Source organism: Limnobaculum parvum (assembly GCF_003096015.2).
Taxonomy (GTDB): domain Bacteria; phylum Pseudomonadota; class Gammaproteobacteria; order Enterobacterales; family Enterobacteriaceae; genus Limnobaculum; species Limnobaculum parvum.
In genome coordinates this window covers 1303354-1330167 of sequence record NZ_CP029185.2, presented here as the reverse complement: position 1 = coordinate 1330167, position 26814 = coordinate 1303354, and the positions used below count along the sequence as shown (strand labels likewise).

The 26814-nt window shown below is 45.6% G+C and carries 21 protein-coding genes and 1 tRNA gene; 9 read left to right on the top strand and 13 right to left on the bottom strand.

The genetic code is table 11. The features are described 5' to 3' along the window. Nucleotides 1–49 precede the first annotated feature (49 nt). Both HYN51_RS05315 and HYN51_RS05305 read left to right on the top strand, forming a co-directional pair. Nucleotides 50–126, top strand: a tRNA-Pro gene (locus tag HYN51_RS05315). Nucleotides 127–656: 530 nt separating this feature from the next. Continuing rightward, nucleotides 657–878 carry a hypothetical protein gene (locus HYN51_RS05305; protein ID WP_108901880.1) on the top strand — a complete coding sequence of 74 codons (222 nt, stop codon included), beginning with the start codon at nt 657–659 and terminating at the stop codon, nt 876–878. Nucleotides 879–1045: 167 nt separating this feature from the next. Here the strand turns inward: HYN51_RS05305 and HYN51_RS05300 are convergent, their stop codons facing one another. Both HYN51_RS05300 and HYN51_RS05295 read right to left on the bottom strand, forming a co-directional pair. Next, nucleotides 1046–3034: a hypothetical protein gene (locus tag HYN51_RS05300; protein ID WP_157952991.1), complete on the bottom strand. Its 1989-nt coding sequence runs from the start codon at nt 3032–3034 to the stop codon at nt 1046–1048. Between the two features lie 330 nt (nt 3035–3364). After that, on the bottom strand, nt 3365–3616 hold the full coding sequence (locus tag HYN51_RS05295; protein WP_157952990.1) for a DUF2513 domain-containing protein: 252 nt from the start codon (nt 3614–3616) through the stop codon (nt 3365–3367). Between the two features lie 196 nt (nt 3617–3812). Here HYN51_RS05295 and HYN51_RS05290 point away from each other — a divergent pair, with 196 nt between their 5' ends. Both HYN51_RS05290 and HYN51_RS05285 read left to right on the top strand, forming a co-directional pair. Next, the gene (locus HYN51_RS05290; RefSeq protein ID WP_108901877.1) at nt 3813–4037 is read left to right on the top strand and encodes a YdcH family protein; all 225 of its coding nucleotides are present in this window, start codon (nt 3813–3815) and stop codon (nt 4035–4037) included. Between the two features lie 253 nt (nt 4038–4290). After that, nucleotides 4291–4533 carry a DinI-like family protein gene (locus HYN51_RS05285; RefSeq protein WP_108901876.1) on the top strand — a complete coding sequence of 81 codons (243 nt, stop codon included), beginning with the start codon at nt 4291–4293 and terminating at the stop codon, nt 4531–4533. Nucleotides 4534–4602: 69 nt separating this feature from the next. On the opposite strand, the gene gyrA is transcribed toward HYN51_RS05285, so the two are convergent. Next, a complete protein-coding gene (gyrA, locus tag HYN51_RS05280) occupies nt 4603–7254 on the bottom strand; it encodes a DNA topoisomerase (ATP-hydrolyzing) subunit A (protein WP_108901875.1) in 2652 nt (883 codons plus the stop codon). 303 nt (nt 7255–7557) lie between these two features. Between gyrA and ubiG the strand changes: the two genes are divergently transcribed. The 3 genes from ubiG (at nt 7558) to nrdB (ending at nt 12108) form a co-directional block, all read left to right on the top strand. Next, entirely contained in the window at nt 7558–8280 is a 723-nt protein-coding gene (ubiG, locus tag HYN51_RS05275) for a bifunctional 2-polyprenyl-6-hydroxyphenol methylase/3-demethylubiquinol 3-O-methyltransferase UbiG (RefSeq protein WP_108901874.1), read from the top strand. 359 nt (nt 8281–8639) lie between these two features. Beyond that, nucleotides 8640–10928 (top strand): class 1a ribonucleoside-diphosphate reductase subunit alpha, encoded by a 2289-nt coding sequence (nrdA, locus tag HYN51_RS05270; protein ID WP_108901873.1) that lies wholly within the window; start codon nt 8640–8642, stop codon nt 10926–10928. Between the two features lie 43 nt (nt 10929–10971). Then, nucleotides 10972–12108, top strand: a complete 1137-nt coding sequence (gene nrdB, locus HYN51_RS05265; RefSeq protein WP_108901872.1) for a class Ia ribonucleoside-diphosphate reductase subunit beta — start codon at nt 10972–10974, stop codon at nt 12106–12108. Nucleotides 12109–12662: 554 nt separating this feature from the next. On the opposite strand, the gene HYN51_RS05260 is transcribed toward nrdB, so the two are convergent. Together HYN51_RS05260 and HYN51_RS05255 are read right to left on the bottom strand one after the other, a co-directional pair. Next, entirely contained in the window at nt 12663–13013 is a 351-nt protein-coding gene (locus HYN51_RS05260; RefSeq protein ID WP_108901871.1) for a hypothetical protein, read from the bottom strand. A 178-nt stretch (nt 13014–13191) separates the two neighbouring features. Then, on the bottom strand, nt 13192–14391 hold the full coding sequence (locus HYN51_RS05255; RefSeq protein ID WP_108901870.1) for a nicotinamide mononucleotide deamidase-related protein YfaY: 1200 nt from the start codon (nt 14389–14391) through the stop codon (nt 13192–13194). Nucleotides 14392–14732: 341 nt separating this feature from the next. On the opposite strand from HYN51_RS05255, the gene tyrP reads away from it, so the two are divergent. Together tyrP and HYN51_RS05245 are read left to right on the top strand one after the other, a co-directional pair. Beyond that, nucleotides 14733–15938, top strand: coding sequence for a tyrosine transporter TyrP (gene tyrP, locus HYN51_RS05250; RefSeq protein ID WP_108901869.1), 1206 nt, complete (start codon nt 14733–14735; stop codon nt 15936–15938). 641 nt (nt 15939–16579) lie between these two features. Further along, nucleotides 16580–18019, top strand: a complete 1440-nt coding sequence (locus tag HYN51_RS05245; RefSeq protein WP_108901868.1) for a catalase — start codon at nt 16580–16582, stop codon at nt 18017–18019. A gap of 76 nt (nt 18020–18095) precedes the next feature. Here HYN51_RS05245 and menE read toward each other — a convergent pair whose 3' ends face one another. The 8 genes from menE to HYN51_RS05210 form a co-directional block, all read right to left on the bottom strand. Further along, nucleotides 18096–19517 carry an o-succinylbenzoate--CoA ligase gene (gene menE, locus HYN51_RS05240; protein WP_108901867.1) on the bottom strand — a complete coding sequence of 474 codons (1422 nt, stop codon included), beginning with the start codon at nt 19515–19517 and terminating at the stop codon, nt 18096–18098. Beyond that, entirely contained in the window at nt 19505–20476 is a 972-nt protein-coding gene (gene menC, locus HYN51_RS05235; RefSeq protein ID WP_108901866.1) for an o-succinylbenzoate synthase, read from the bottom strand. Before menC ends, menE begins: the two co-directional genes overlap by 13 nt. Then, nucleotides 20476–21333, bottom strand: a complete 858-nt coding sequence (gene menB, locus HYN51_RS05230) for a 1,4-dihydroxy-2-naphthoyl-CoA synthase (RefSeq protein WP_108901865.1) — start codon at nt 21331–21333, stop codon at nt 20476–20478. Before menB ends, menC begins: the two co-directional genes overlap by 1 nt. A gap of 2 nt (nt 21334–21335) precedes the next feature. After that, complete coding sequence (menH, locus tag HYN51_RS05225) at nt 21336–22118, bottom strand: 2-succinyl-6-hydroxy-2,4-cyclohexadiene-1-carboxylate synthase (protein ID WP_108901864.1); 783 nt, start codon at nt 22116–22118, stop codon at nt 21336–21338. After that, nucleotides 22118–23791 (bottom strand): 2-succinyl-5-enolpyruvyl-6-hydroxy-3-cyclohexene-1-carboxylic-acid synthase, encoded by a 1674-nt coding sequence (menD, locus tag HYN51_RS05220; RefSeq protein WP_108901863.1) that lies wholly within the window; start codon nt 23789–23791, stop codon nt 22118–22120. Before menD ends, menH begins: the two co-directional genes overlap by 1 nt. Nucleotides 23792–24090: 299 nt before the next feature. After that, entirely contained in the window at nt 24091–24240 is a 150-nt protein-coding gene (locus tag HYN51_RS16285; protein ID WP_157952989.1) for a hypothetical protein, read from the bottom strand. 135 nt (nt 24241–24375) lie between these two features. After that, a complete protein-coding gene (locus HYN51_RS05215; protein WP_108901862.1) occupies nt 24376–24981 on the bottom strand; it encodes a YebB family permuted papain-like enzyme in 606 nt (201 codons plus the stop codon). Nucleotides 24982–25104: 123 nt separating this feature from the next. After that, nucleotides 25105–26751 (bottom strand): Na/Pi cotransporter family protein, encoded by a 1647-nt coding sequence (locus HYN51_RS05210; protein WP_108901861.1) that lies wholly within the window; start codon nt 26749–26751, stop codon nt 25105–25107. Nucleotides 26752–26814: the final 63 nt, after the last annotated feature.

The following is a 26814-nucleotide window of genomic DNA, read 5'->3' as shown; positions in this document are numbered from 1 at the left end:
CCTAGATATTGCATTAGACTCAAGAATCGGTAGTATTGAACATTAGTTTCGGCACGTAGCGCAGCTTGGTAGCGCACTGTCATGGGGTGTCAGGGGTCGGAGGTTCAAATCCTCTCGTGCCGACCAAATTCCTCCATAAAAACCAGTCAGTTATGGCTGGTTTTTTTATTCTCTCTGCTTTATCACTATGGTGTAACAATGGTGAAACTATTCGCTAATTTGTCGGTGCCCAAAACTATTTGAATCTCCCCTACCGAGTGACCAGATTAAATAAATAGGTAGTCCCCGAACATAATCACCTATACACAAAAAAGGATGTTGATATTTATCAGAGGCTAAAAATGAAAAAACCAGCGATTAGACTGGGTTAAGAGAATTATTTACAGGGCCTGTTCAGTGCTTCTTTTGGCCTTGATTAAAATGCTCATGTGAATCTAAGCTTAAAAGGTACAGTTCAATTTTATCCTCTACCCAACTATAATGGTGTTGCTCTTTATCAAACCATCCCCCCCCAGATTTCTTTATGTAATCTTCTCTCACAATTAATAAAAACCATTTCGCCCCCGAAAAAAGCGATCGCAACTACAATTTAGCTTGTGTATCCAATGCGTTTCTTTACTCATTCTTCACGGATGATGCACTCAAGGGGATGACTTATGGATATTATTGAATATGAAGGTATCTCTATTACCGTTTATGATGGTGAAATAACGACTTCCCCACCAGATGGCTTTGTCATTTATGGCAAATTCGGACAACACATGCTTGGCATTGTCGATAAGGGTAAGCTGAAAACGCTTAATACTATTCCCTACCAGAGTATTAATGCATTACTTATTGATTTAAATAGATTAAGTGAGAAAGGGCCGCATCATTGATGCTTCTTGTTATCTTTTATACTTAACACAAAAGGATATGTACTACTCCCAAAGTAGCATTGCGTGCTCACCCAGATAGGAATGATTTAAGATATTAATGCCTATTTTCACTAATTCAAAGGATCGTCAACCGACCCTTTGAACTGATTAAACTTGAGCTCTACCCATCAATACTTGCCAAATGGGGATCTGCCACAGCGCCAGTCAGCAACATGTGTTGTTCCTTTATTTTGAGGGCTATTACTACCACTCGCAGGAATTAATCCAACCATAACAAATGCTGCATTAGCATTTGTTATCTTGTGCTTCATTACTAGCTCGGTCCATGCAGTTAGTGAACCGGTGCTATAAGAATAGAATGTAGAGTTAATTGTTGTCTTATTGGCATCAAGTTCCTGCATCACTATTGCAAAGTATGGTGCGGTTCCTTTCATTACCCATATACGACAATAAAATAAATCATTTGGCCAAGCCATAAATGGAGGATGATAAATTTCACGCAAAGAAACACTACTTGCATCATTTAATGTTATCGCGCTGATTACACCTGAAGGAGTGGATGGTGCTGTAATAACTTCTTCATAAAAGCGCCCATTCATCATGCCAATGACATTACTGGTCGTGTTGGGAATAAATTCCATATAGCGATTTGTGATCAAGTTTTCTGGTTCATATTTCGAACTCCAATCACCATAGTCGTTTTCAGCTACACGAAGAACTGTGCCAGGTATATAAATATCATCCTGCCCATGTTCGTTAATAGCTAAACCTCTAGCAAAATTAATCCCCTGAGATTTAGGAGGGAAAGCCCATCCACATCCTGAAATGTTATCATAAGAATTACCTTGACCTTTTAGCCGAAGACCATTTGAGTCAATCCTTGCAATACCTGAAGTAAATAATACGGAATGCCCCAAGCAAGTTTTAATATCAATATTGGATACATTGCAATTTATACCGTTCTGGACTTTTATTCCATCAGATAGTAAGCCTTCTAATTTTACATCACTAATTGTGCAATTAACCGATTGATGGCCTACGCTATTTTCAGCGGGCAAACCATAATCTGTAATAAAAATTCCCAGTTTTGTGACGTTATTACCGAAACCACTAATATTACTAATAGTTAGTCTTTCACCTTGTGCTTCAATAAAGTTAGTTGCTGTGCCTTTTGTGAAATCGAGACTTGTAAAACACGTTAGATCGGAGAAACAGATATCAAATGCCCCATCAGTTGAATGATGGCAGTCGAACATATCTTCGGTATAACAATTTTTAACCAGTGAGGACGAAGTACCACGTTTAAAATCAGCTAATGTTCGTATTCTTTTGGCAAAGCAATCTGTTATATTCACATTATAAATAGCCTCAGTTCCGTAATTACTGGTGCTGCTAGTCGTTAAAATAGTCCTTACTGCATTACCAGATGAAGACATCGAATACCCAGGCAAATCGATCTTGTCATCTTCAGTCACAAATCTACAGTTTTCAACGAAGACATTAGAAACCTTCGCTCTATTAGAAGAAACCGAGAACTTAATAAAATCTTCACCTGCATTTTTAAAATCACACTCTCTGATTGAAATATTTTTCACTAATTCACTACCTCCCAGCCACACTCCAATAATATGGTGGTATTGTTGTGGCGGATTTGGGCACCTCCCACCATCGATAGTTAAATGCTCAATCAAAATATCTGACAGATCTCCACTATCCGCACGGTGGTAAAGATTAGCCGTTTCACCGCTTCCAACCAGAACTTTTGGAGGTACTAATAATAGTTTTGATTCTGCTTTTGATATACCTGATATATGCGCCCCAGAAACCAACTGAATCTGATTTACTATATAATCCTTATCAACTATCACGCGCTGATTAGCTAATAACAAACCATTTATAGTCTCTGTAATATCATTATTATTTTTAACCCAAGCCGATAAATACCCCATAGATGAAAAGGCTGACCCATCTCCTACGTTAAGCCACATTCCCCCATTTATATTTTTCACTGGCACAGTATTAGGCATTACTATGTGAGGTAATATTCCAAGGTATTGGTAGTAATTCCCATCAGTGTATTTTGTAACTTCATTTTTATTCTCTATGGTAAATCCGTCTATAAATGAGTAACTGGTTTTAGTATAAGTGTCATCCATCGGTATAATCCTATGATTAGTTTAAATAAAATAGACTAACATCATCAGTTTCATGGATAAAGGAATGAAAGGGAAACAGAATACTACATAGATAAATTACTGTATATAAATACAGTTAAATTTGAATAATAAATCAGTTATTTATATTCACTTTAAATTTCAAATGGATAAAAAATATTGAACCAGAGATTATTTAGCTTAGGAGTTTATAACTCAAGTTAATAAAAACTGATTACTATCAGAAGGGATATACTAACAAGTTTCATGATTGCCAGAAGCCAAAATAGAAAGCCCCAAAGTGATCTGGGGCTACAAATTGAGTGATAATATTCAAGTCAACGTACTCCCCCGCAGTAAGTCGAGATAGTCATATCCATCAAAAGTGATACGTGAAATCGACCATTTATCATCTCCGTTCTGTGCAGCAATGACGTAGTGCTTATCACATAACAGTTGAATATGTGCAGCGACCAATGCCGGATCGCGGTTTGAAAAGTCTTTATTGGTAATAAATGGAGCTCCCAGAGGTTGTTGTTCAACTTTCAATAAAATGACTTCCAATAGCTCAAGATCTCTTTTCATCGTACACCTCATGTATCTGTCGGGGATTGTTACTATTTTAGCAGCCCGTAAAAAAAGCACCCGTCAGTCATCAGTCAGCCCGCAAATTTTTTTCATATGTCACAATCATCTGTTCACTATGTGACCACCCTCTAATTTACGCGCTATTTGAACTCGTATAATCAAATTTCAGTTAAGCTACTAATAGGGATGTATTATGTTTCCAGAGTACCGTGATTTAATCACTCAGCTTAAAACAACCCACCCTCGTTTCCATTCATTGTTTAATAAGCATAATGACCTCGACCACGAAGTTCTTCGTTTACAAACTCAGGGTGGAAATAGTCTTAACGACAAAATAGCCACATTGAAAAAGGAAAAATTACGCCTTAAAGATGAGCTATACCGTATTTTACGAGAGGAATCTCAAGCTAGAGCCTAATGGTAATATCATCATTCGGATGTAAAAAACCCGCCGAAGAATAGCGGGTTATTTTTTGATTTTATTATTAATGTCTAACGGAAAACTTCCTATTACCCCAACAAAAACAAACGATTATCAAAATTTCCCCAAGCGCCATACTCAGTTTTTTTGATGCCGGTAGCGGTTCCTCAAAAATATCTATTGCATTGCAAAATACCCTCAATGTACTATATATACATACAGTATTATATGGATGCTACTGAGGTTCAAAATGCAAGTTGAAATTTCTATTCGCAAAGAAGATCCGTTACCGGGTGGCGCAGAAGCCGCATTAAAAGAAGAGCTGGAAAAACGTCTGCTGTGTCATTTTGCCGATGTTCGCGTTAGAGTTCGGCGTGGTACCGCTAACGATGTGACCGTATTAGGCGGTATGAAAACCGATAAAGAACTGGTCACTGAAATATTGCAACAAACTTGGGAAAGTGCTGACGACTGGTTCGAAGCTTACCAGTAAATAAAAGCCCCCAATTCTTTATCAGAAATTGGGGGCTTTTGACCTGTCAAAAGACGCTAACCTTGAAGATTATTCTTCATCAGACTCCGGGGTTACATCGTCCGATGGCTGATCTTGCATCTCTTCGGTATTTTCATCACCGCAGAGGCTTTCTTCATCATCTTCTTCTGGCTCAACAACACGCTGCAGCCCAACAACGTTCTCATCTTCTGCGGTACGAATCAGGGTAACACCGTGAGTATTACGACCCACTACGCTGACTTCTGACACGCGAGTACGGACTAAAGTGCCCGCATCAGTAATCATCATAATCTGATCGCACTGATCGACTTGAACCGCGCCCACTACACGACCGTTACGTTCACTCACCTTAATGGAGATCACGCCCTGAGTCGCACGAGACTTGGTTGGGTAATCAGACAACCCGGTACGTTTACCGTAGCCGTTTTGCGTTACGGTCAGAATTTCACCCTCACCACGTGGAACAATCAATGAAACAACGCGATCGTCATCACTCAGTTTGATACCACGTACACCGGCAGCGGTACGGCCCATTGGACGCACGCCTTTAATGGTACCGTCTTCCAGCTTCTCTTCTTCCAAGAAGCGAACAACCTTCCCTTCAGCAGAGAACAGCATGATCTCATTGGTACCATCTGTTAAATCAACACCAATCAGCTCATCACCCTCGTTCAGATTGACGGCAATAATACCGGCGCTGCGTGGACGGCTAAATTCAGTCAACTGCGTTTTCTTCACGGTACCGTTAGCGGTAGCCATAAAGACATTCAGACCGGCTTCATATTCGCGTACCGGCAGAATAGCGGTAATACGTTCATCCTGCTCCAGCGGGAGAATATTAATGATCGGACGACCACGGGCACCACGGCTAGCCTCTGGTAACTGATAAACTTTCAACCAGTACAAGCGACCACGGCTGGAGAAGCACAAAATGGTGTCGTGGGTGTTAGCCACCAACAGACGTTCAATAAAGTCTTCTTCTTTAATACGCGCTGCTGACTTACCTTTACCACCACGACGTTGAGCCTCATAGTCAGACAGCGGTTGATACTTCACATAGCCCTGATGGGACAAGGTGACAACCACATCTTCCTGAGTAATCAGATCTTCGATATTGATATCAGCAGTATTAGCCGTAATTTCGGTACGACGAGGATCGTTATACTGATCGCGAATCGCTTTAAGCTCGTCACGAATAACTTCCATCAAGCGTTCCGGGCTTTCAAGAATAAACAGCAACGCAGCAATTTGCAGCAGCAGTTCTTTATACTCGTCCAACAGTTTTTCATGCTCAAGACCGGTCAGACGGTGTAAACGTAAATCAAGAATCGCCTGAGCTTGCGGCTCGGTCAGATAATACTTACCGTCACGAATACCATACTCAGGCTCCAGCCACTCAGGGCGAGCCGCATCGTTGCCGGCACGCTCTAACATTGACGCTACGTTACCCAACTCCCACGGACGAGCCAATAACCCTGTTTTTGCATCAGATGGCGTTGATGCCGCACGGATCAGCTCAATAATCGGATCGATGTTAGCCAAGGCGATAGCCAAACCTTCCAAAATATGGGCACGTTCACGCGCTTTACGCAGTTCAAAAATAGTCCGGCGGGTAACCACTTCTCGGCGATGGCGAACAAACGCCTCCAGCATCTCTTTCAGGCCCAGCAGCTTTGGCTGTCCCTGATGGAGTGCCACCATATTGATACCAAACGTGACCTGAAGTTGAGTTTGCGAATACAGGTTATTCAGCACCACTTCCGCTACCGAGTCGCGCTTAACTTCAATCACAACACGCATACCGTCTTTATCAGACTCGTCACGTAATGCGCTGATACCCTCAACTTTCTTATCTTTTACCAGCTCAGCAATCTTTTCAATTAACCGAGCCTTGTTCACCTGATAAGGTATTTCGTGAACAAGAATAGTTTCACGACCGCTCTTTTCATCAACTTCAATTTCTGCACGGGCGCGAATATAAATTTTACCGCGGCCTGTCCTGTAGGCTTCTTCAATACCGCGACGACCATTGATAATGGCTGCCGTCGGGAAATCAGGACCGGGGATGTGCTCCATCAGCCCTTCAAGACTGATATTTTCATCCTCAATAAAGGCCAGACAACCGTTAATGACTTCCACCAAGTTGTGAGGTGGTATGTTGGTTGCCATACCAACGGCAATCCCCGAAGAACCGTTAACCAACAGGTTAGGGACTCTGGTTGGTAATACCGTTGGGATCTGTTCTGTTCCGTCGTAGTTAGGCCCAAAGTCAACGGTCTCTTTATCCAGATCCGCCAACAGGTCGTGAGCCATTTTAGACATGCGAATTTCGGTATAACGCATCGCCGCCGCTGAGTCGCCGTCAATAGAACCAAAGTTCCCCTGACCATCAACCAGCATATAGCGCAATGAGAACGGCTGAGCCATACGAACAATGGTATCGTAGACCGCGCTATCTCCATGTGGGTGGTATTTACCGATTACGTCGCCAACTACACGCGCCGATTTTTTATATGGTTTGTTCCAGTCATTACCAAGCACGTTCATAGCGAACAATACGCGGCGGTGTACTGGCTTTAGGCCGTCTCGAACATCAGGTAATGCGCGTCCAACAATTACGGACATCGCATAATCAAGATAAGAGTTTTTAAGCTCATCTTCGATGTTGACCGGCATAATTTCTCTGGCAAGGTCGCTCATGGAGCCGCTATCCCTCTATTATCATCAGCCCGGAAAAGGTGCAGAATTATATCATATCTAGCCGCCTGTTTCTAATTTTCACCGCGTTATCTTGCCCGAAAAGCATAGCTAAAAGTGCTTAATGTATCCCGGCGGCTCCCCCAGCCGCTCCATATGTGTGTTGCGCCCAAAAACCGCTTAATCATTCAGGCAAAAATGCATTCGGCTTCGTAGTGAGCCGTATCAACTACCGATGCAACGTAACTCATTCCCATAAACTCATGTATAATCGGCAATCCTATAGCGAATTATCGGATAGCTCCTATGCACTCATCAGAAAACGTTGACCAGAAAGAGATTGCTAAATTTGAAGCCGTAGCTTCACGCTGGTGGGATCTCGACGGTGAATTTAAGCCCCTTCACCAAATTAACCCATTGCGTCTGGACTATATTCAGCAACGTGCTGATGGGCTCTTTGGTAAACGAATCCTCGATGTCGGCTGCGGCGGTGGTATTCTCTCTGAAAGTATGGCGAAAGAAGGTGCCAACGTTATCGGTTTGGATATGGGCGCAGAACCTTTGTTAGTCGCCCGTCTACACGCGATAGAAAGCGGTATTCCTGTTGAATATGTTCAGCAAACTGTCGAAGCCCATGCGTTGGAAAACCAGGGTCATTACGACATTGTCACCTGCATGGAGATGCTGGAGCATGTGCCCGATCCGGCATCGGTTATTCGAGCTTGTGCAAAACTGGTTAAGCCCGGCGGTCACGTATTTTTCTCTACCATTAACCGCAATACCAAAGCTTGGTTGATGTTGGTTGTCGGTGCTGAATATGTGATGAACATGGTGCCAAAGGGAACACATGATGCCAATAAATTCATTCGCCCTTCAGAACTGATAAGCTGGGTCAATAGCACTACGCTTCGCGAACGCCATATCACCGGGCTTCACTATAACCCGCTGTTTCAGACGTTTAAGCTGGGTGGCAACGTTGATGTTAACTATATGCTACATTGCACCAATGAAGCTGAGGATAATGCTTGATAACCATTAATATAATAAGGTTATCGAACAACACATTTTCTAAAAAAACACATCTAACTCCGCATTGATTAAGAAAAAAACGGTTTGAAAATTTTTTATATCGAACCGTTAAAAATTTATTTACCGTCTAATTGAGATAATAACCTAAGAGCAGGCGGGTACTTAGCGCGTTTATCCAAAAAGTTATCCACACATCCCCCCTATTTTGTTCACTTGCAAAAATCCTCATAGACCACTATCTTGTAGCTCATGCACACCACACCCCCTACATATTGTGTTTTTATCGTGCAATTACACCTACAACGTTCTACTCATGTCGGTGTAAGCCATAAATTCTCACGGAAAGGTAGTATTACGCTATGAATCAAAGTTTATTAGTCACCAAACGCGATGGTCGAAAGGAACGTATTAATCTCGATAAAATTCATCGGGTCATTGATTGGGCTGCCGAAGGTTTGCACAACGTCTCCGTTTCTCAGGTTGAGCTTCGTTCACACATTCAATTTTACGATGGTATCCGAACCTCTGACATTCATGAGACGATTATCCGCGCTGCCGCGGACTTAATTTCACGTGATTCTCCAGACTATCAATATTTGGCAGCCCGTCTGGCTATCTTCCATTTGCGCAAAAAAGCCTATGGTCAGTTTGAACCACCTGCTCTCTATACGCATGTTAAGAGCATGGTTGAGAAAGGAAAATACGATAAGCATCTGCTGGAAGATTACACTCAAGAAGAATTTGAGCAGATGAATAGTTTTATGGACCACTGGCGTGATATGAACTTCTCCTATGCTGCCGTGAAACAGCTAGAAGGAAAATATCTGGTACAAAACCGCGTAACCGGCGAAGTTTATGAAAGTGCCCAATTCCTTTATATTCTGGTAGCCGCCTGCTTGTTCTCCCGCTATCCGCGTGAAACTCGCCTTGATTACGTGAAACGTTTTTATGATGCGATTTCGACCTTTAAGATTTCTTTACCTACCCCAATTATGGCAGGAGTGCGTACTCCTACCCGTCAATTCAGTTCCTGTGTACTGATTGAGTGCGGTGATAGTCTAGATTCTATTAACGCTACGGCTAGCGCCATTGTGAAATACGTTTCTCAACGTGCCGGTATCGGTATTAATGCAGGACGGATTCGCTCTCAGGGTAGCCCAATCCGTAACGGTGAAGCATTCCATACCGGTTGTATTCCATTCTATAAACACTTCCAGACTGCGGTTAAGTCCTGCTCTCAGGGTGGCGTGCGCGGCGGTGCCGCAACAGTGTTCTATCCGTTATGGCATCTGGAAGTGGAAAGCCTGTTGGTATTAAGAAATAACCGTGGCGTAGAAGAAAACCGCGTTCGTCACATGGATTATGGTGTTCAGCTAAACAAACTGATGTATCAGCGTCTGGTGAAGAACGAAAATATTACGCTGTTCAGCCCGTCTGACGTACCGGGACTGTATGATGCCTTCTTCGCCGATCAGGACGAATTTGAGCGCCTGTATGTAAAATATGAAGCTGATTCATCCATTCGCCAACGTCAGGTAAAAGCGGTAGAACTGTTCTCTCTGATGATGCAGGAACGTGCTTCAACCGGCCGTATCTACATTCAGAACGTTGACCACTGTAATACCCACAGCCCGTTTGATCCGGCAGTAGCCCCTGTGCGCCAGTCAAACCTGTGTCTGGAAATTGCACTGCCAACCAAGCCGCTGAACGACATTAACGATGAAAATGGTGAGATAGCCCTTTGTACGCTTTCTGCCTTTAATCTGGGTGTTATTGACAGCCTGGATGAGCTAGAAGAGCTGGCAACTCTGGCAGTACGTTCTCTAGATGCCCTGCTGGACTATCAGGATTATCCAATTCTGGCCGCTAAACTTGGCTCAATGGGCCGTCGTACACTGGGTATCGGCGTCATTAACTACGCGTATTATTTGGCGAAAAATGGTGTTCGTTATTCTGACGGTAGCGCTAACGGCCTGACCCACAGAGCGTTTGAAGCTATTCAGTACTATTTGCTGAAAGCCTCTAACGAACTGGCGCGTGAGCAAGGCCCGTGCCCGTGGTTTGATCAAACGCGTTATGCCCAAGGCATTCTGCCGATTGATAACTACAAGAAGGATCTGGACTCTCTGTGCAATGAGCCACTGCGCTATGATTGGGAAGCATTACGCCAAAACATAAAAAATCACGGTCTGCGTAACTCCACGCTCTCTGCCCTGATGCCTTCTGAGACATCATCGCAAATCTCCAATGCCACTAACGGCATTGAACCACCGCGCGGTTACATCAGCATTAAAGCATCAAAAGACGGTATTTTGCGTCAGGTAGTGCCTGACTATGAAAAACTGAATAATCGCTATGAGCTGTTATGGGATATGCCAAACAACGATGGCTATCTGCATCTGGTTGGTTTAATGCAGAAATTTATCGATCAGTCAATTTCTGCCAATACCAACTATGACCCAACCCGTTTCCCGGGCGGCAAAGTACCCATGAAACAGTTACTGAAAGATCTACTGACCGCCTATAAATACGGTGTAAAAACCCTCTATTACCAGAACACCCGTGATGGTGCAGAGGATTCTCAGGAAGATTTGTTACCAGCTAAACAAGAAGATGATGGCTGCGAAAGCGGCGCATGTAAGATTTAATCATTTTCAGGGGGCATTAGCCCCCCTATTACAGGGATACATTATGCCTCATACCTACACCACGTTCTCACAGACTAAGAACGATCAGCTAAAAGAACCGATGTTTTTTGGTCAACCGGTTAACGTCGCGCGTTACGATCAGCAAAAACATGAGCTATTTGAAAAGCTGATAGAGAAACAACTCTCCTTCTTCTGGCGTCCTGAAGAAGTTGACGTTTCCCGCGATCGTATTGACTATCAGGCGTTGCCTGATCACGAAAAACATATTTTTATCAGTAATCTGAAATATCAAACCCTGCTGGACTCTATTCAGGGCCGTAGCCCTAACGTCGCGTTTCTGCCGCTGATTTCGATTCCTGAGCTGGAAACTTGGGTAGAAACTTGGTCTTTCTCTGAAACCATTCACTCACGTTCTTACACGCATATTATTCGTAATATTGTTAACGACCCGGCGATTGTGTTTGATGACATCGTTTCTAACGAAGAGATCCTTAAACGCGCCAAAGATATCTCCGGCTATTACGACGACCTGATCAGCATGAGTAACTACTACCATTTACTGGGAGAAGGTACTCATCAGATTAATGGTAAATCGGTCACCGTTAATCTACGTGCGCTGAAGAAGCAGCTTTATCTTTGCCTGATGAGTGTAAATGCGCTGGAAGCCATTCGTTTTTACGTTAGCTTTGCTTGTTCCTTCGCCTTTGCTGAACGTGAACTGATGGAAGGCAATGCCAAAATTATCAAAATGATTGCCCGTGATGAAGCACTACATCTGACCGGTACTCAGCATATAATCAATCTGATGCGCGCCGGTAATGATGACCTAGAAATGGTGGAGATTGCCAAAGAGTGCGAACAACAATGCTATGACCTGTTTGTTCTGGCGGCTCAACAAGAAAAAGAATGGGCAGCTTATCTGTTCCGTGATGGATCTATGATTGGCCTGAATAAAGATATTCTTTGTCAGTATATAGAATACATCACCAATATTCGCATGCAGGCGGTTGGTTTATCATTACCGTTTGAAACCCGCTCCAACCCAATTCCATGGATTAATGCTTGGTTAGTTTCTGACAATGTTCAGGTAGCACCGCAGGAAGTTGAAGTAAGCTCTTATCTGGTCGGTCAGATTGATTCTGAAATGCACGCTGATGATTTAAGTGATTTTGAGCTTTAATCATGTCCTATATGAGGCTGAGTTTTCGAAAATCAGCCTCATTATTATATTTAATACTCAATTGACTACCTACAGCGTAATAATGAATTGATTTATAAAAATCATGATAACTCATTCATTAATAATCGATTTTAGACATAATCCCACTCGTATATTTATCAGCAACGCTATTCGGTATATCTCTACTGAGGTGGAGGCAAACACTGTTGGTATCTGATTTTAAGCCCTGAACTGAAACACCCCCACTGGTGTGGGGAAGACGGCGTAAATACATCACGACCAAGGATAGCTTTCCCATCCGGTGTTTTTCTGGTTTTAGCTGGGCACTCAGTATAAGGAATGCGGATTATGACATTGCTATTACGCGGGGGCCTCATCAAATATCCTTTTAGTTATCAAGACGTCAAGTCTCAGAAAGGATATTCGTTTTATGATGACGTAGACTGTTAGATTCATCACATAAATAACAAAATAAAAAAACACTTTTTTATAAAAAATAATAAGATACGAATGTCATATATAAAAAAAGCTGTTTGTATATCAACCAATATAAATTATGGTTTAAACAGCATCGCCACCCACTTCTCTTCTGACTTCATAAAACCAATCTTATCCAAATTGCGGCGAATTTTATCAGAACCCTCTGGCTGAAATTCAGAATAAACGTTACAAATAAGAGTTTGGTCTTGCTGAACGTTGCAATCATCAACAGCGGTGACCGTCATCCGGCTAATATCGGTTTTAACCATATTCATGGTCATTGGTGTATTGTTCTGCTGTGCATCCTGCAAAAATGCCGCTTTTATCGCCACATCGGCTTCAAGTAATGTGGGGGACAAAGTAGGCATATCGGGCTTCGCAACGCACGCCATCAGCAACAGGCAGCCCCCTGCGGTACATAACATATAGGTTCCCTTCACCATCCCTCCAGTTTTCAATTAAAATCAGATTTTTCAGCATGATAGTTTAGTAGCATGAAAATTTCCGTAGTTAACATCAAATTTTGGGTTTTTCTGGTAAAAAAACACCGTTATAGCAACGGTGTTTGAATTCAATGGGATGTGAATTGTTTTGTTAAGGAAGTTAGTAGGCTAACGTCTCCGCCTGCGACAACCACTCATAATTGCCAAAAACATTTCGCTGGTTCAACCAACGCAACAGCATATCCAACGCCAGCATCACACTGACATCCTGCTGAATTTTAATGCTGTGATTGCGCGGCATATAGCGTACTCGCTGGGCATAACCGCCATCAGGTGTCACCAGTACTAATGACAAACACTCATCGTGGCGAGATCCAATAGCAATACTGATATCCGCCTGCTGCTGTGTCGCCATCTGTTTTGATTTTTCCAATAACTGTTCAAGGCTAAACGTATCGGTTAAGGGTCGAACTTCAGACTGAAGGATTGGGGCCTGGGCTGAAAACAGATTCCAGCTAAGCAACCCAGCGCTGAATTGCTCGCTCAGCGTAACCGTCAATCCTCGTTCTGTCAGTTGACGTGCAATGATGGTCGGTAGTCCTTCCGTTCCCTCATACAACACATTTTCATCAACCCCTTGCTTAACGATCTGCCAGTTTCTTAGCAGTTCCTGACGCTGGCTTTCTGGTCCAGTCAACTTCAGCTCAATGATCGGCATGGAAGAACGATAGCCCATCACGCAACCTTCAGGCAGTGTTAAAACATCAAATTGTTGAGCCAGACTGCTCTCCGTTCGGCCAAAGCTGGTTAAACGTAAACAGAGTGGTGACGGAGGTAAGCTGTAGCGCTGGTGTAAACGCGGTAAAATTTGATCGTTAACCATCACTTTAAATTCCGACGGTACCCCTGGGGTAAAAAACATCAGACAATCATTGATGGTTAACGCAAATCCACAGGCAGTGCCCACCGGGTTATCAACCAGTTCAGCACTTTCAGGAATCATTGCCTGTTTACGGTTAGTATCCGGCATCACTCGGCCCCGGGCGGCAAAATAGCTTTCCATATAGGCAATCCATTCCGGATGCTCAATCAGCGATTCACCGGCAGCCGTCGCCGCAGCCAACGAACTTAAATCGTCACTGGTTGGCCCTAACCCACCATTAACAATCAATACATCAGCATACAGGCTACGTTCCAGCAAAATATCGACTAGGCTGTCGAGATTATCACCCACCGTTGTTCGTGTACTAAGCGGCAGCCCATGTTGAAAGAAGCAGTCGGCCAGCCAGGCGGCATTCGTATCTACTATCTGCCCATGAAGAACTTCGTCTCCCGTACTTAACATTTCTACCACTAACATCCGATGACTCCCGTTTATGGTTATTCTTTGTATTATCTGCAAATAATATCGACTATGTTACGCCTGATGAACTTGCTTATCAGCTAAAAATAGCATAGGCCAATTATCGCGGCGAATGTGATGATAAAACTGCATGCTAATTACATTTAAATTAGATCGCCCTCTTTTTGTAAAGATAAAATTACATCTCGTATCAATAATTTGACACCCTCATTCATCTCACATACCCTACCGTCGTCTTCCGGCTATCGTCTTTGTTTGATGGCTGTGTAACTAAGAGAGTGCCGCCCAACGGGTACTTATCTAGCCGATTAACATCATGAAAAGAAATCGAGGTCCGTGTGAGGAATCGCACTCTGGGTAGTATATTTATCGTTGCCGGTACCACTATCGGCGCAGGAATGTTAGCCATGCCTCTAGCCGCGGCAGGCGTCGGCTTTGGCGTCACCTTTGCCATGTTGGTTATCTTATGGGTGATGATGTGTTACACCGCATTACTACTGGTGGAAGTGTATCAGTACAGCGACCCCGATGACGGCTTAGGTACACTGGCCAAACGCTATCTGGGTGCCAAAGGGCATCTTGTTACCGGTTTTGCCATGCTGTTTTTAATGTATGCCCTCGTTGCTGCGTATATCAGCGGCGGTGGTGAATTGTTGTTTGTCAGCCTTAAAGATTCTGTAGGACTAGACCTACCTCCTATTTTTGGCCCACTGCTGTTTACCATTATTGGTGGCGGTGTTGTCTGTATTGGCACTCACTCCGTTGACTTGATTAACCGAATTCTGTTCAGCGCAAAAATTGTGTTTCTGGTGATCATGTTATCCCTGATGATCCCGCACGTTCAGGCAGTAAACCTGACTACGCTGCCGCTGGAGCACGGTTTGGCGATTTCAGCTATTCCGCTCATTTTTACCTCTTTTGGCTTTCACGGCAGTATCCCCAGCATCGTCAAATACATGGGTGGCGACACGGCTAAATTGCGTAAAATATTTATTATCGGTAGCGCCATTCCTCTGGCTGCCTATATCTTATGGCAACTAGCAACCTTGGGTGCGATTAGCTCCAGCACCTTTGTCGGTATCATCGCCGCCGAATCGGGTTTGAATGGTCTGCTGCAAGCGGTTAAAGAAGTGGTCAACACGCCGAGCGTTGAAATTTCTGTACGCCTGTTCTCAGCGCTGGCGTTAGCGACCTCATTCTTGGGTGTCGCACTAGGGCTGTTTGATTATCTGGCGGATCTGTTCAAGCGTACCAACAATACGTCAGGTCGTCTGCAAACCGGACTAATTACTTTCTTGCCACCTTTGGTGTTTGCCTTGTTCTATCAAAAAGGCTTCATTATGGCGTTGGGTTATGCGGCAATAGCCTTATCGATTCTCGCGCTGCTATTACCTGCCATGATGGTGATGCAATCCCGTAAGCAAAACAGAGAAGGTTATCGCGTTCCCGGTGGTTCAGTAGGACTGTGTCTTGCTCTAGCCTTCGGTTTTGCCATTATTCTGATTCAATTCGGCATTGTATTTGGTTTGCTGCCACAAACTTAATATCAACCGATGTTTAAATCTTTCAAAAATGGGCTATCAGCCACGCTGATGGCCCATTTTTATCTCTTATCAACAACCTCACCGGCGATGAAACCACACACAGTGATTAGCACTTTATCTGATGCAATTTTTAGGACTTATATCTCAAAAACAAATATAACTATCATCTTAAAAAATAGTTGAAATACAAATAATAGCCCGATTAGTTTTAATTGACATGAATTTGATTTCAAACAAATAGCTACCGAAATACCCTCTTACTAAATCAGTACAATAATGGTTTAATTGTAGCCAATTCGGCTCTATGATGATACCGAGCATGCCAAAAGCCTACAGAAGATAATTCTTAGTTTTTTGCATCAAAAAAAATAAACGTTCACAGCACCTTAAAACCATCCAATAAAAGCACCATTGGCGATAAACGCCCGTACAGCAAGGCTCAACTAAAAATCTGTCGATCTCTTTATAACACCATTCAAGTTCACGAATTTTGTACATTGGCTAGGCTGATAACCATGATAGGCAGTAACAATTAGCTATATTGTGTCCACAGCCTTACTAATAGAGTCAGAACCAAGAAGTGGTGTTTTAGCTCTTAGTCAATATGACGATAATTTTTTGATGTTTAACAGGAGAAAGTGATGAGCGATAAAAAACTAACCACGGCAGCTGGCGTGCCGGTAGTTGATAACAATAATGTAATAACCGCAGGGCCAAGAGGGCCGATGTTGTTACAAGACATCTGGTTCCTTGAAAAACTAGCTCACTTTGACCGCGAAGTCATTCCTGAGCGTCGTATGCATGCTAAAGGTTCTGGCGCATACGGTACTTTTACCGTGACACATGACATTACCAAATATACCCGAGCTAAAATATTCTCTGAGATTGGTAAAAAAACCGACCTGTTTATTCGTTTCTCTACCGTAGCCGGTGAACGTGGCGCAGCAGACGCCGAACGCGATATCCGTGGTTTTTCTATCAAATTCTATACCGAAGAAGGCAACTGGGATCTGGTGGGTAACAACACGCCAATATTCTATCTGCGCGATCCGCTAAAATTCCCAGACTTAAATCACGTCGTAAAACGCGACCCGCATACTAACCTGCGGAATCCAACCTATAAGTGGGACTTCTTCTCTCTCGTACCTGAAACTCTGCACCAGTTAACTATCGACTACAGTGACCGCGGATTACCAAAATCCTACCGCCACATTCACGGTTTCGGCAGCCATACCTTCAGCTTTATCAGCGCAGACAATCAACGTTATTGGGTTAAATTTCATTTCCGCAGCCAGCAAGGTATCGAAAACCTGATGGATGAAGAAGCAGAAGAGCTGGTTGGTAAAGATCGCGAAAGTTCACAGCGCGACCTGCATGACAACATTACTGCCGGTAACTTCCCTCGCTGGAAGCTGTTTGTTCAGATTATTCCGGAAAATGAAGTGTCCAAACTGCCTTACAATCCATTCGACTTAACCAAAGTCTGGTTACATAAAGATGCCCCGCTGATTGAAGTGGGTGTGATGGAACTGAACCGCAATCCAGACAATTACTTTGCTGAAGTTGAGCAAGTGGCGATGAATCCGGGGAACATAGTGCCCGGAGTGAGCTTCTCTCCAGACAAGATGTTACAGGGTCGTCTGTTCTCTTATGGTGATACACAGCGTTATCGCTTAGGTGTTAACCATAATCAAATCCCGGTTAACGCGCCACGTTGCCCGTTCCATAACTACCATCGCGATGGTGCTATGCGCGTAGATGGTAACAGCGGCAACGGTGCTACTTATGAACCAAACAGCTTTGGTCTATTTAAAGAACAACCTAACTTTAGTGAACCACCATTGACCTTAGAAGGTGCCGCAGACCACTGGAATCATCGTGAGGATGAAGACTATTTCAGCCAACCGCGCGCCCTATTTAACCTGCTAAGCAAAGCAGAACATCAACGCATGTTCAAACGTATTGCAAGTGAACTGTGTGAAGTTCCAGAAGAAATTCGACAGCGTCAAATCGACCTGTTTACCAAAGTTCATCCGGACTACGGTAATGGGATAGTTGAAGCGTTGAAGAAGATGAAATAATCATCACTCATTGATACTAAACCCACGGGTATAACCCGTGGGTTTCTTATTTTTAATCTCTAACTTATTGGTTAGCCTATTTCACTGCGTCTTTAATCTGTGAATAAACCCATTCCTTCACCGCCAACCGCGAAATCTTAATCCCCCCCTGCTTTAACTCAGCAGGCAAAACGTAATAATCATCCGGGATCTGAAAGCGGGTTATCTGACCTTCCAGCCATGTGGACAATTGAGACAAATCCAGTCCCGGTAGTGCATCAATCACCGCCACCGGACGCTGACCGAATTCCACATCATCGATCGGTACCACAAACGCCTGTTCAATCAGAGGATGAGTCACCAGTACTCGCTCAATGTCCTCCGGCTGAATGCCTTCCCCACCGCTGAAAAACAGGTTATCCATACGTCCACAAACATACAGTTCACCATTTCTCATCTCGCCGCGATCGCGGGTATGGAACCAGCCCTGACTGTCGCTTAGCGGTCTGATTTCACCATTTTGCCAATAGCCCAGCGCCTGACCACTGCCCCGCAGCCAAATTTCATTATCCATCAGTTGCAGTTCTCTGCCGGGTAATGGCACGCCGACACTGGCAGTCTCGTCAGCGGGTTTGGCACAGGTCGTCGAGGCCATTTCCGTCATGCCATATCCACACCAACAGCTAATTCCTGCCTTCCGTGCGCGTTCGGTCAACTCAACCGGAATGGAAGCGCCCCCCAGCAGCACCTGCTTAAGCACTAATTTATCGGCATCCTGTTCCAGCAAACGCCAAAGCTGAGTGGGTACCAGTGAAGCATGAGTACAGCCAGCCAGCGCATTTGTTAAAGGATGCATATTGCGCTGCACCAGCGTCGCGCCTTTTTGCAGCCAGCGCCATATCACCCCCTGACCGGAAACATGAAACAACGGTAAAGAGAGCAACCAGCTGTCGCCCAGCTCAAACTGCATCCGCTGCAACAGTCCGGCGGCATTGGCCAAATGGGCGTCTGGGGTATGTACTGCTGCTTTCGGCAGTCCGCTAGAGCCGGAGGTTAGGGTCATGGTAAATGACTGCGCCGATGACCAATCTGCTATCGGATGAGTATCGGAATTATCGATGGAAAGTTGTTCAATATTGAATGATGGCAATGGGTCAATACTATCCGTCCACGCCAAAGGATAGTTGCTCCAACCCCAGTCAATATTCAACATGGGCAGCAGTTGTGCCTGTAATGCGGTTGGTAGCTGGGGATTGAGGGGTAATACTCTGGCGCCCAGTTGTAATATCGCCAAATACCCTAACAGCAGTTCAGGGCTGTTTTTACCACTCAGCGCCACACCCTGTCCGGCGCGAACACCATGATGATGGAACCGCGCGCACAGGGCATTAACCTCATCAGCCAGCCGTCGCCAGCTGACAGGTTGTTGTTCTCTAATAATTGCCGTGGCGTTCGGCTGTTCGGCTGCCCACTGCTGCCACGGCCAGTTGCTAAAAACCGTTGAAATTAACGACGCCATACCACTTCCAGCGCATCAACCTCCAGCACGGGGAGTTCACTGTCAGGCCACGGGCGTACCAGTTGTGATTGCATCAATGACAGCGTGTCCAACCCAGGTATGGTATCCGGCGTCAGCCATGCGGCCATTCTTGCCAACTGGGTCAGGCCGAGGCTACTTTCTATTGATGAGCTAATGACAGCCATTAAACCGGCATTGTGCGCTTGCTCAACCAACATATGACAGCGTTGAATGCTACCCACCAGCGTTGGTTTAATCACTATCGCGGCGACGCCCGGTTCAGCTTGCACCACAAAGTCCGCTTCACGTACGCTTTCATCCCATGCAATAGCGATCCCGGTTTCTCGGGAGAAATCGCGGGACTCTTCGCGGGTTTTACACGGCTCTTCCAGAAATTGAATGCGATCGCGAAACTGAGGCTGCACATATTTAGCAAAACCATCCGCTTTCGCTCGAGTCCAACTGCGGTTGGCATCCAGACGCAGTTTCAAATCAGGAATGGCTTCCAGCAGCAGGTTAACAATCATGCCATCACGAACTGCTTCGTACAGACCGACTTTAACTTTAGCCACTTTCTCACCCGGCATGGCGCCCAGTACGGCAAACAGCTCATCCGGATCGCCATTACACAGCGGTGCCTTGCGGTAATCTGCTTTTTGAGGAAGAAAACCTGACAGTTCAGCCAACGCACAACTCAGACCAAAAGCCACGGAAGGCAGCGCGCTTTCAAACGCCTGCTCACCATTAACCCAACTGTGTAACCAGCCCAAAGTAGAGGCCTCCGCCTCTTCCAGCGTCTCTTGAGAAAACTCAGGCAATGGGGAGATCTCTCCCCAGCCCTGTTTACCATTCTCCGTCAAGCAAACCAGCAGGCCATCGCGAGTTTTTAGCCGTTGATTACGCAGAATCACCCCTGCCTCCATCGGCAGGCTAAAACGGTAGAGTTCGACTTTACGCATTATGGATTACGCTTAAATTTGCTGAAGTCCGGCTGGCGTTTCTCATTGAACGCATTGCGTCCTTCCTGTCCTTCATCCGTCATGTAGAACAGCATAGTGGCGTTACCCGCCAGTTCTTGCAGTCCTGCCTGACCATCACAATCCGCATTCAGCGCCGCTTTCAGGCAGCGCAGCGCCATTGGGCTGTTTTTGAGCATTTCACGACACCAGCGAACCGTCTCTTTCTCTAAGTCAGCGACAGGAACCACAGTGTTTACCAGCCCCATATCCAGCGCTTCCTGAGCGTTGTACTGACGGCACAGGAACCAAATTTCGCGGGCTTTTTTCTGACCCACAATACGCGCCATATAAGAAGCACCCCAGCCGCCGTCAAAAGAACCAACTTTAGGGCCGGTTTGACCAAAAATCGCGTTTTCTGCGGCGATAGTCAGATCGCACATCATATGCAGGACATGACCGCCACCGATGGAATACCCGGCTACCGCGGCAATGATAGGTTTAGGACAGGTACGAATTTGGCGCTGAAAATCCAACACGTTCAGATGGTGAGTACCGCTGTCATCTTGATAACCGCCGTAGTCGCCACGCACTTTCTGGTCACCGCCGGAACAGAACGCTTTATCACCTTCACCGGTCAGAATAATGGTGCCGATATGATCGTCGTAGCGGGCATCCGCTAACGCCTGAATCATCTCTTTTACGGTCAGAGGACGGAATGCATTACGCACTTCAGGACGGTTTATAGTAATTTTTGCGATACCGTCGGCTGACTTATGGTAACGAATATCCTGAAATCCTTCAGAGCAATCCAGCCACTCGATAGGTGCGTAGAGTTCCTGTTCACTTGGATAAAGCATAATTAGCATTCCTTCAAAAATGTAAGCAACTGTGCAGCAAAACCCTCTGGGTTCGCCGAATGTGCATTATGACCTGCTGCGGCTACAATACGCAGCGGAAAGTGATTTTCAAGCGCAATTTGCTGAAACTTTGCATCTTGTTCACCACAGAGATAACAAAAAGGTATATTTCGGTGTTTTAAGCGGGTATTCAACCGCTCGCCCAATTGGGGCTGACAGCCCAATGAGGTAGATTCCAACATTTGAGCCACATGATGACCATCATTGTGATGACGACGCAGAATCAAGCGCTGGCGGCTCTCATCGTTCAGATTGGCAAACACCGGCTGCTGATACCACTGGGCTAACACCTCTGGCAGAGACTGATGGCGAAACTGTTCAGCCCATCGACTGTCGTGATGCAAACGGGCCTGTCGTTCTGAGTCAGCGTTCAGTCCGGGATTTCCCCCTTCGATCGCTAGCCCAACTAACCCATCACTCTCGCCAAAGCAAGTATGATACATCGCACAGCGCCCCCCAAGAGAGTAACCGATAAGAATATAGCGGTTAATATTACAGGACAGCAGGGTTTCCCCCAGTTGCTGACTTAAGTGCTCAAAGCCATTAACGCTGATATCTTGCGACTGACCGTGGCCCGGTAAATCAATGGTGATACAAGACCAGTGATTTAAATGGGGCAATACTGCATCCCAATCGTGTCCGTCACCCAATAGCCCGTGGAGAAACACCAGCCAAGGCTGATTGTCATCTGCCTCAACCGATGGATAACGGGTTACCGCCAGCATTAAAAATTCACCACATCGTTGACTAACTGACGTAGGGTTTCGGCGCCATCATGAGGGGCTACCTGCAACTCCAGTAGCAAAACGCCACGCTGTTGCCAGTGAGCATCTACCGCCTGTTTAACTTCCTGCCAGCTTTTGGGACTGGCATAAGATAAACCAAACATGGCCGCCGCATGCTCAAAATTTATGCCGTGCGGCATGCGATAGAAACGCTCTCTTTCCGCTTCCGGCGTAGGCAGCAGCGAGAAAATCGAACCACCGTCGTTGTTCACCACCACCAATACCACTGGCGCCGTGCACTGTTTCATCAGCGCCAAAGAGTTGAGATCGTAAAGTGCGGAAATATCCCCCAGCACCGCCAGCATCGGCTTGTCTGCCGCCCGTTGAACTCCGGCGGCGGTAGAGAATAAACCATCAATTCCACTGGCTCCACGGTTACTGTATACCGGATAGCCTGCGGGTAATTGTCCTAATGCATCGATCAGCCGCACGATCAGGCTGTTACCCGCCCAAAACAAGCCCTGCGAAGGTAACAATTCACCTAAATAACAGGCCAGTTGTGCTTCACCAAATCGATGTTCCAGATAATTGGTAACATGGGTGCGAGCTCGTGCCGATAATATATTGAGTTCATCGGCCCAGAACGGGTGAGCCTCGGCCGGATGCAGTTCTAACCACTCGCTAATATCTGCCACCAAACGACGACCGCGATGGTTTGCTGGATCCAAGCGTCCGCTAATGTTATCAATCAGCCAGTACTCTTTTGGGCAACAGCTAGCTTGCCATTGCAGCATGCGTTTACCCGTCAGGCTGGCACCGAACTGCACCACGATCTCCGCCTGCGCCAATATCTCCTGCGCTTTGGGATTATTCAGCCACAGATCGGCGCAGGGTAACGGCTGCCCGCTGCTGGAGAGCACATCACCTAATAATGGCCAGCCTAGTTGTTTAGCCCATGCCGCTAACTGCTGCCCTTGCTCTGCACCCATACGTGCCGCAATCACCACGCCACGACGCTGCCGCCACTGAAGCCAGTCAAACTGTTGCCTCACCCTACGTTGATTATCGCTGAGTAACCAAGGTTTATCGCTTTGCCACCAGTCGCCCAGTGTTTCAGACCAGTCAGCGTAAGCAGACGCATCGCCACCATACAGCGGTTCGGCGAATGGGCAGTTAATGTGCAATGCCCCTTGTTTCTGTTCACCTAAAGCCTGATCGAGAATTGAAGTTAGCCATGCAGCTGAAATATCCGGCGTAGGCCTAGGTAATGATAATGATTGAGTGGGATGGTCAGCAAAAATACCCTGCTGACGAATAGCCTGATTAGCACCACAGTCAATCAGTTCCGGCGGGCGATCGGCGGTTAGCAAAACTAGACGCTCTCCCGTCAAACTGGCCTCAATCAACGCAGGATACAGATTTGCCACCGCCGTGCCGGAAGTTACAATCACCGCAACCGGCTGGCCGGTAACTTTAGCAATACCGAGAGCCAAATGGCCAAGGCCACGCTCATCAAAATGGGTATGACAGGTTATTTTGGCGTTGGCAGCCGCTTCCAGCGTAAGAGAAGTAGAACGGGAACCCGGTGCAATACAGACATGCTGAACCCCGTGGCGGGTTAATGTTTCTAATAGCACTGCCGCCCAACGGCGGTTAAACACACTTATCGACATGGGGAGTTCACCGAAAATTAGCTTAATCTATTGATTTAACTAAAAAATAGAATCCATAATTGGCAGGTATATTACACTAAGCCGACAGTAGGGACAATGAAATGCCCGAATGACGTGGTTTTGCAAACAAACATATTGATTTTTAAGTTAATCCCCAGCCCGCGACAACCTTTCAACCGTTTGGTCTGTAGCCTGATTGTTATTAATGATGGCAACAGTGGATATTAAGAAATATTAAGATACATTTAGTTTCAAGTAATTACAGATGACCAAAATAAATTGGTGTGCTGAAATTACCGCTAATTTAAACGAAATATTGGCCCATCACCAAAAACCTTCAACCGCTGCTCGCTGTTTTCTGGCGCTTCATCATGATCGTAAACCAACACTTTAAAATCCTGCTGCTTGGGAATCGCTTCATATTCTAGCGGTTGTAAAAACGCAATCATCACTTGCGCGAATAGATTGATCCAGTACTGGTATCTGTGCTCTTCATCCGTATCAAAACATGATCTCATCAGAAGAAGATGGGCTGTATTTATCCAAAGCAGATATCTCCGGTCCATCGAGTATGAATAAATAACTTAGTGGTAATACCAATTAGGCTCGGTTTCATTCGCATCAGGATGACTATTGAACACCGGAACTAACGTTGGATAAAACCATAAACTGGCTGGCGTGACGGTTTTACGATCCCAGGGTATCGCCCCTAAAAACCAAAAGTGCCAGAATTGTAACTTCGCATTGGGATTACTACTGAGCAGTGTATTAAAGCTCTCAATTTTTCCGATGGGAATAGACAACCCTTCTCGATACAGATCAAACACGAATTTGGAACAAAATTGACGGGAAGATTCATAGTTAAAGCCGGTATGATACAACACGTTTAAACGCGCGGGCACCTTCTCAACCAGCAACTGCTTTTGCTGTTCCGTAAGCCCACCTTCTAGGCGACGAACGCCGTAACGTCCTTCTACCGAGCGGGAAACGAATTTAGTCAGCGTGGTAGTTTGGGACAGAGGTACTTTACTCTCCGCCACGATGTAATCCTTACCATCATGACCAATAATCATTCCAACGTGATTGCTCCAGCAGGCCGATGCCGCAGACACCTGACGAAACAGCAAATTGCCAATACAGGTAAATACCACATCACCGATTTCATAGGTCGTCGGATAATTAACGTTCATAGCGATTCCTTTAACTCACGGGACATTGATTAAACAAAAATTTCCCACAAATTATCCAGATAGAAAAATTGAATCAATAGTCCCGACAAACCTTTACCCCCACTGACAAATCTGACAGTTTTGTCAGTGAGTTATCCCGACTTCTCCATCAACATGGCTCTCTTCATCCTGTACTTCCAACACATAATAAGCCACCGCACAAAACAGCGAATTAAGCCTTCGCATATCCGCCAACAGCCCCATGTGCAGAGAGCTGGTCTCTATGCTTTGCAGATTCTTATGATGCAGACGCTCTACGTGCCCCAAAGAATAGCGTTGATTCAGTAAACGAAAACGGTGCTTGGCGCGACGCAAACGACGCGCATTATCAATATCGCCGGAAAGAAATACCGACATGGCTAAGTCCAGATTTTTAACTAGGCGTAAATACAGCGTATTCAGCTCTTCCATGCCCTTTAAAGAAAACGATTTACGTACCCCCAGCGACTGAGATGATACCTCTGAAGTCATACGGTCAATGATCTCTCCCGCCTGCTCTAAATTTACCGCCGTATCAATAATCTCTGCCCAACGTCGAGAATCCACCGTGCTTAAACTCTCTTGAGGCAACCTTGCCAGATAGAGCTTAATGGCACCGTACAACATGTCGGTTTCATCTTTCAGATGGGCGACTTCACGGCGGTGCTGCTGGTGTCCCTGCAAGACTTCATTAAAGCCAACCAGCATCTGCTCCACCACATCCCCCAAACGCAGGGTCTCTCGTACCGCATTGGCCAGCGCCAGCGAGGGCGTATCCAATGCAGCGCTATCCAAATAACGAGGGGTCAACTGAGCGGCTAGAGCGGGATCTTGCGCTATCATGCGGGTTGTCAGACGAGCCATCGGATTAACCAATGGCAACATCAAAATACAGCGCACCAAGTTGTACATGACATGGAAGTAAATCACCACTTCCTCAGCAGGCAGTGAGTACTGACGTAACCCTTGGGTCAGTGCCGCAATCCACGGTACCACCAGCACGCAGCCAATAATCTTAAACAACAGGCTACCCAATACCAAGCGGCGCGAAGTTGCCCCTAGTCCTCTGCTGCTAAACAAGGCCAAAAAGCCGCTGCCTAAATTGGAACCAATAACAATACACAGCGCAATATTTAGCGGTACCAGCCCGGTGGCGGCTAACGTCGCGGTTAACAAAACTGCCGCCAAGCTTGAGTAACTCACCATGGCAAACAGAGCACCAATCAGTAGAGCAAGGATGGCATCACCGGCTAGAGAGGAAAATACCTCGCGAACTGCGCTGGCCTGAGTGATAGGTTCGGCGGAAATGACGATCAATTGCAGGGCCAGCAAAATTAGCCCGAGGCCGATACCCGCCCGACCGACTTGCCCAATACGGGTTTTCTTCTGGCTTAAAAAGGTAATCACACCAAACAAAACCAATAAGGGCGATAACCAAGAGAGATCGAACGTCAGCACTCGCGCCATCAGTGCCGTTCCCACATCCGCCCCTAACAGAATCACCAGCGCCGGCGCTAAACCAATCAATCCCTGAGAGACAAAAGAGATCACCAGTAAGGCTGTTGCATTGCTGCTCTGTACCAGCGCGGTCACACCCATACCGGCGATAAATGCCCGCCATTTTTTCTGAATGCTGGCGCTAAGTATCCGGCGAAGGTCAGAACCAAACACCCGCATCACACCGGTACGAACGATGTGAGTTCCCCAAACTAACAGGGCCACAGAGGAGAGCAAATGAAGCAAGGTCAGCATAGCAATATCCTGTAATCCAGCGTTCAGGAACGACACCGTCGCTGAATAATTTATCTTATCGGT

What these genes read in the sequence shown, in the direction of transcription:
- HYN51_RS05300 (WP_157952991.1), bottom strand. Translation starts at nt 3,034, where the DNA reads ATGGATGACACTTATACTAAAACCAGTTACTCATTTATAGACGGATTT.
- HYN51_RS05260 (WP_108901871.1), bottom strand. Translation starts at nt 13,013, where the DNA reads ATGTTATGTACCGCAGGGGGCTGCCTGTTGCTGATGGCGTGCGTTGCG.
- HYN51_RS05305 (WP_108901880.1), top strand. Translation starts at nt 657, where the DNA reads ATGGATATTATTGAATATGAAGGTATCTCTATTACCGTTTATGATGGT.
- HYN51_RS05245 (WP_108901868.1), top strand. Translation starts at nt 16,580, where the DNA reads ATGAGCGATAAAAAACTAACCACGGCAGCTGGCGTGCCGGTAGTTGAT.
- menD (WP_108901863.1), bottom strand. Translation starts at nt 23,791, where the DNA reads ATGTCGATAAGTGTGTTTAACCGCCGTTGGGCGGCAGTGCTATTAGAA.
- HYN51_RS16285 (WP_157952989.1), bottom strand. Translation starts at nt 24,240, where the DNA reads ATGATTGCGTTTTTACAACCGCTAGAATATGAAGCGATTCCCAAGCAG.
- nrdB (WP_108901872.1), top strand. Translation starts at nt 10,972, where the DNA reads ATGCCTCATACCTACACCACGTTCTCACAGACTAAGAACGATCAGCTA.
- menH (WP_108901864.1), bottom strand. Translation starts at nt 22,118, where the DNA reads ATGCTGGCGGTAACCCGTTATCCATCGGTTGAGGCAGATGACAATCAG.
- menE (WP_108901867.1), bottom strand. Translation starts at nt 19,517, where the DNA reads ATGGCGTCGTTAATTTCAACGGTTTTTAGCAACTGGCCGTGGCAGCAG.
- HYN51_RS05255 (WP_108901870.1), bottom strand. Translation starts at nt 14,391, where the DNA reads ATGTTAGTGGTAGAAATGTTAAGTACGGGAGACGAAGTTCTTCATGGG.
- HYN51_RS05295 (WP_157952990.1), bottom strand. Translation starts at nt 3,616, where the DNA reads ATGAAAAGAGATCTTGAGCTATTGGAAGTCATTTTATTGAAAGTTGAA.
- HYN51_RS05215 (WP_108901862.1), bottom strand. Translation starts at nt 24,981, where the DNA reads ATGAACGTTAATTATCCGACGACCTATGAAATCGGTGATGTGGTATTT.
- nrdA (WP_108901873.1), top strand. Translation starts at nt 8,640, where the DNA reads ATGAATCAAAGTTTATTAGTCACCAAACGCGATGGTCGAAAGGAACGT.
- menC (WP_108901866.1), bottom strand. Translation starts at nt 20,476, where the DNA reads ATGCGTAAAGTCGAACTCTACCGTTTTAGCCTGCCGATGGAGGCAGGG.
- menB (WP_108901865.1), bottom strand. Translation starts at nt 21,333, where the DNA reads ATGCTTTATCCAAGTGAACAGGAACTCTACGCACCTATCGAGTGGCTG.
- gyrA (WP_108901875.1), bottom strand. Translation starts at nt 7,254, where the DNA reads ATGAGCGACCTTGCCAGAGAAATTATGCCGGTCAACATCGAAGATGAG.
- HYN51_RS05285 (WP_108901876.1), top strand. Translation starts at nt 4,291, where the DNA reads ATGCAAGTTGAAATTTCTATTCGCAAAGAAGATCCGTTACCGGGTGGC.
- HYN51_RS05210 (WP_108901861.1), bottom strand. Translation starts at nt 26,751, where the DNA reads ATGCTGACCTTGCTTCATTTGCTCTCCTCTGTGGCCCTGTTAGTTTGG.
- ubiG (WP_108901874.1), top strand. Translation starts at nt 7,558, where the DNA reads ATGCACTCATCAGAAAACGTTGACCAGAAAGAGATTGCTAAATTTGAA.
- HYN51_RS05290 (WP_108901877.1), top strand. Translation starts at nt 3,813, where the DNA reads ATGTTTCCAGAGTACCGTGATTTAATCACTCAGCTTAAAACAACCCAC.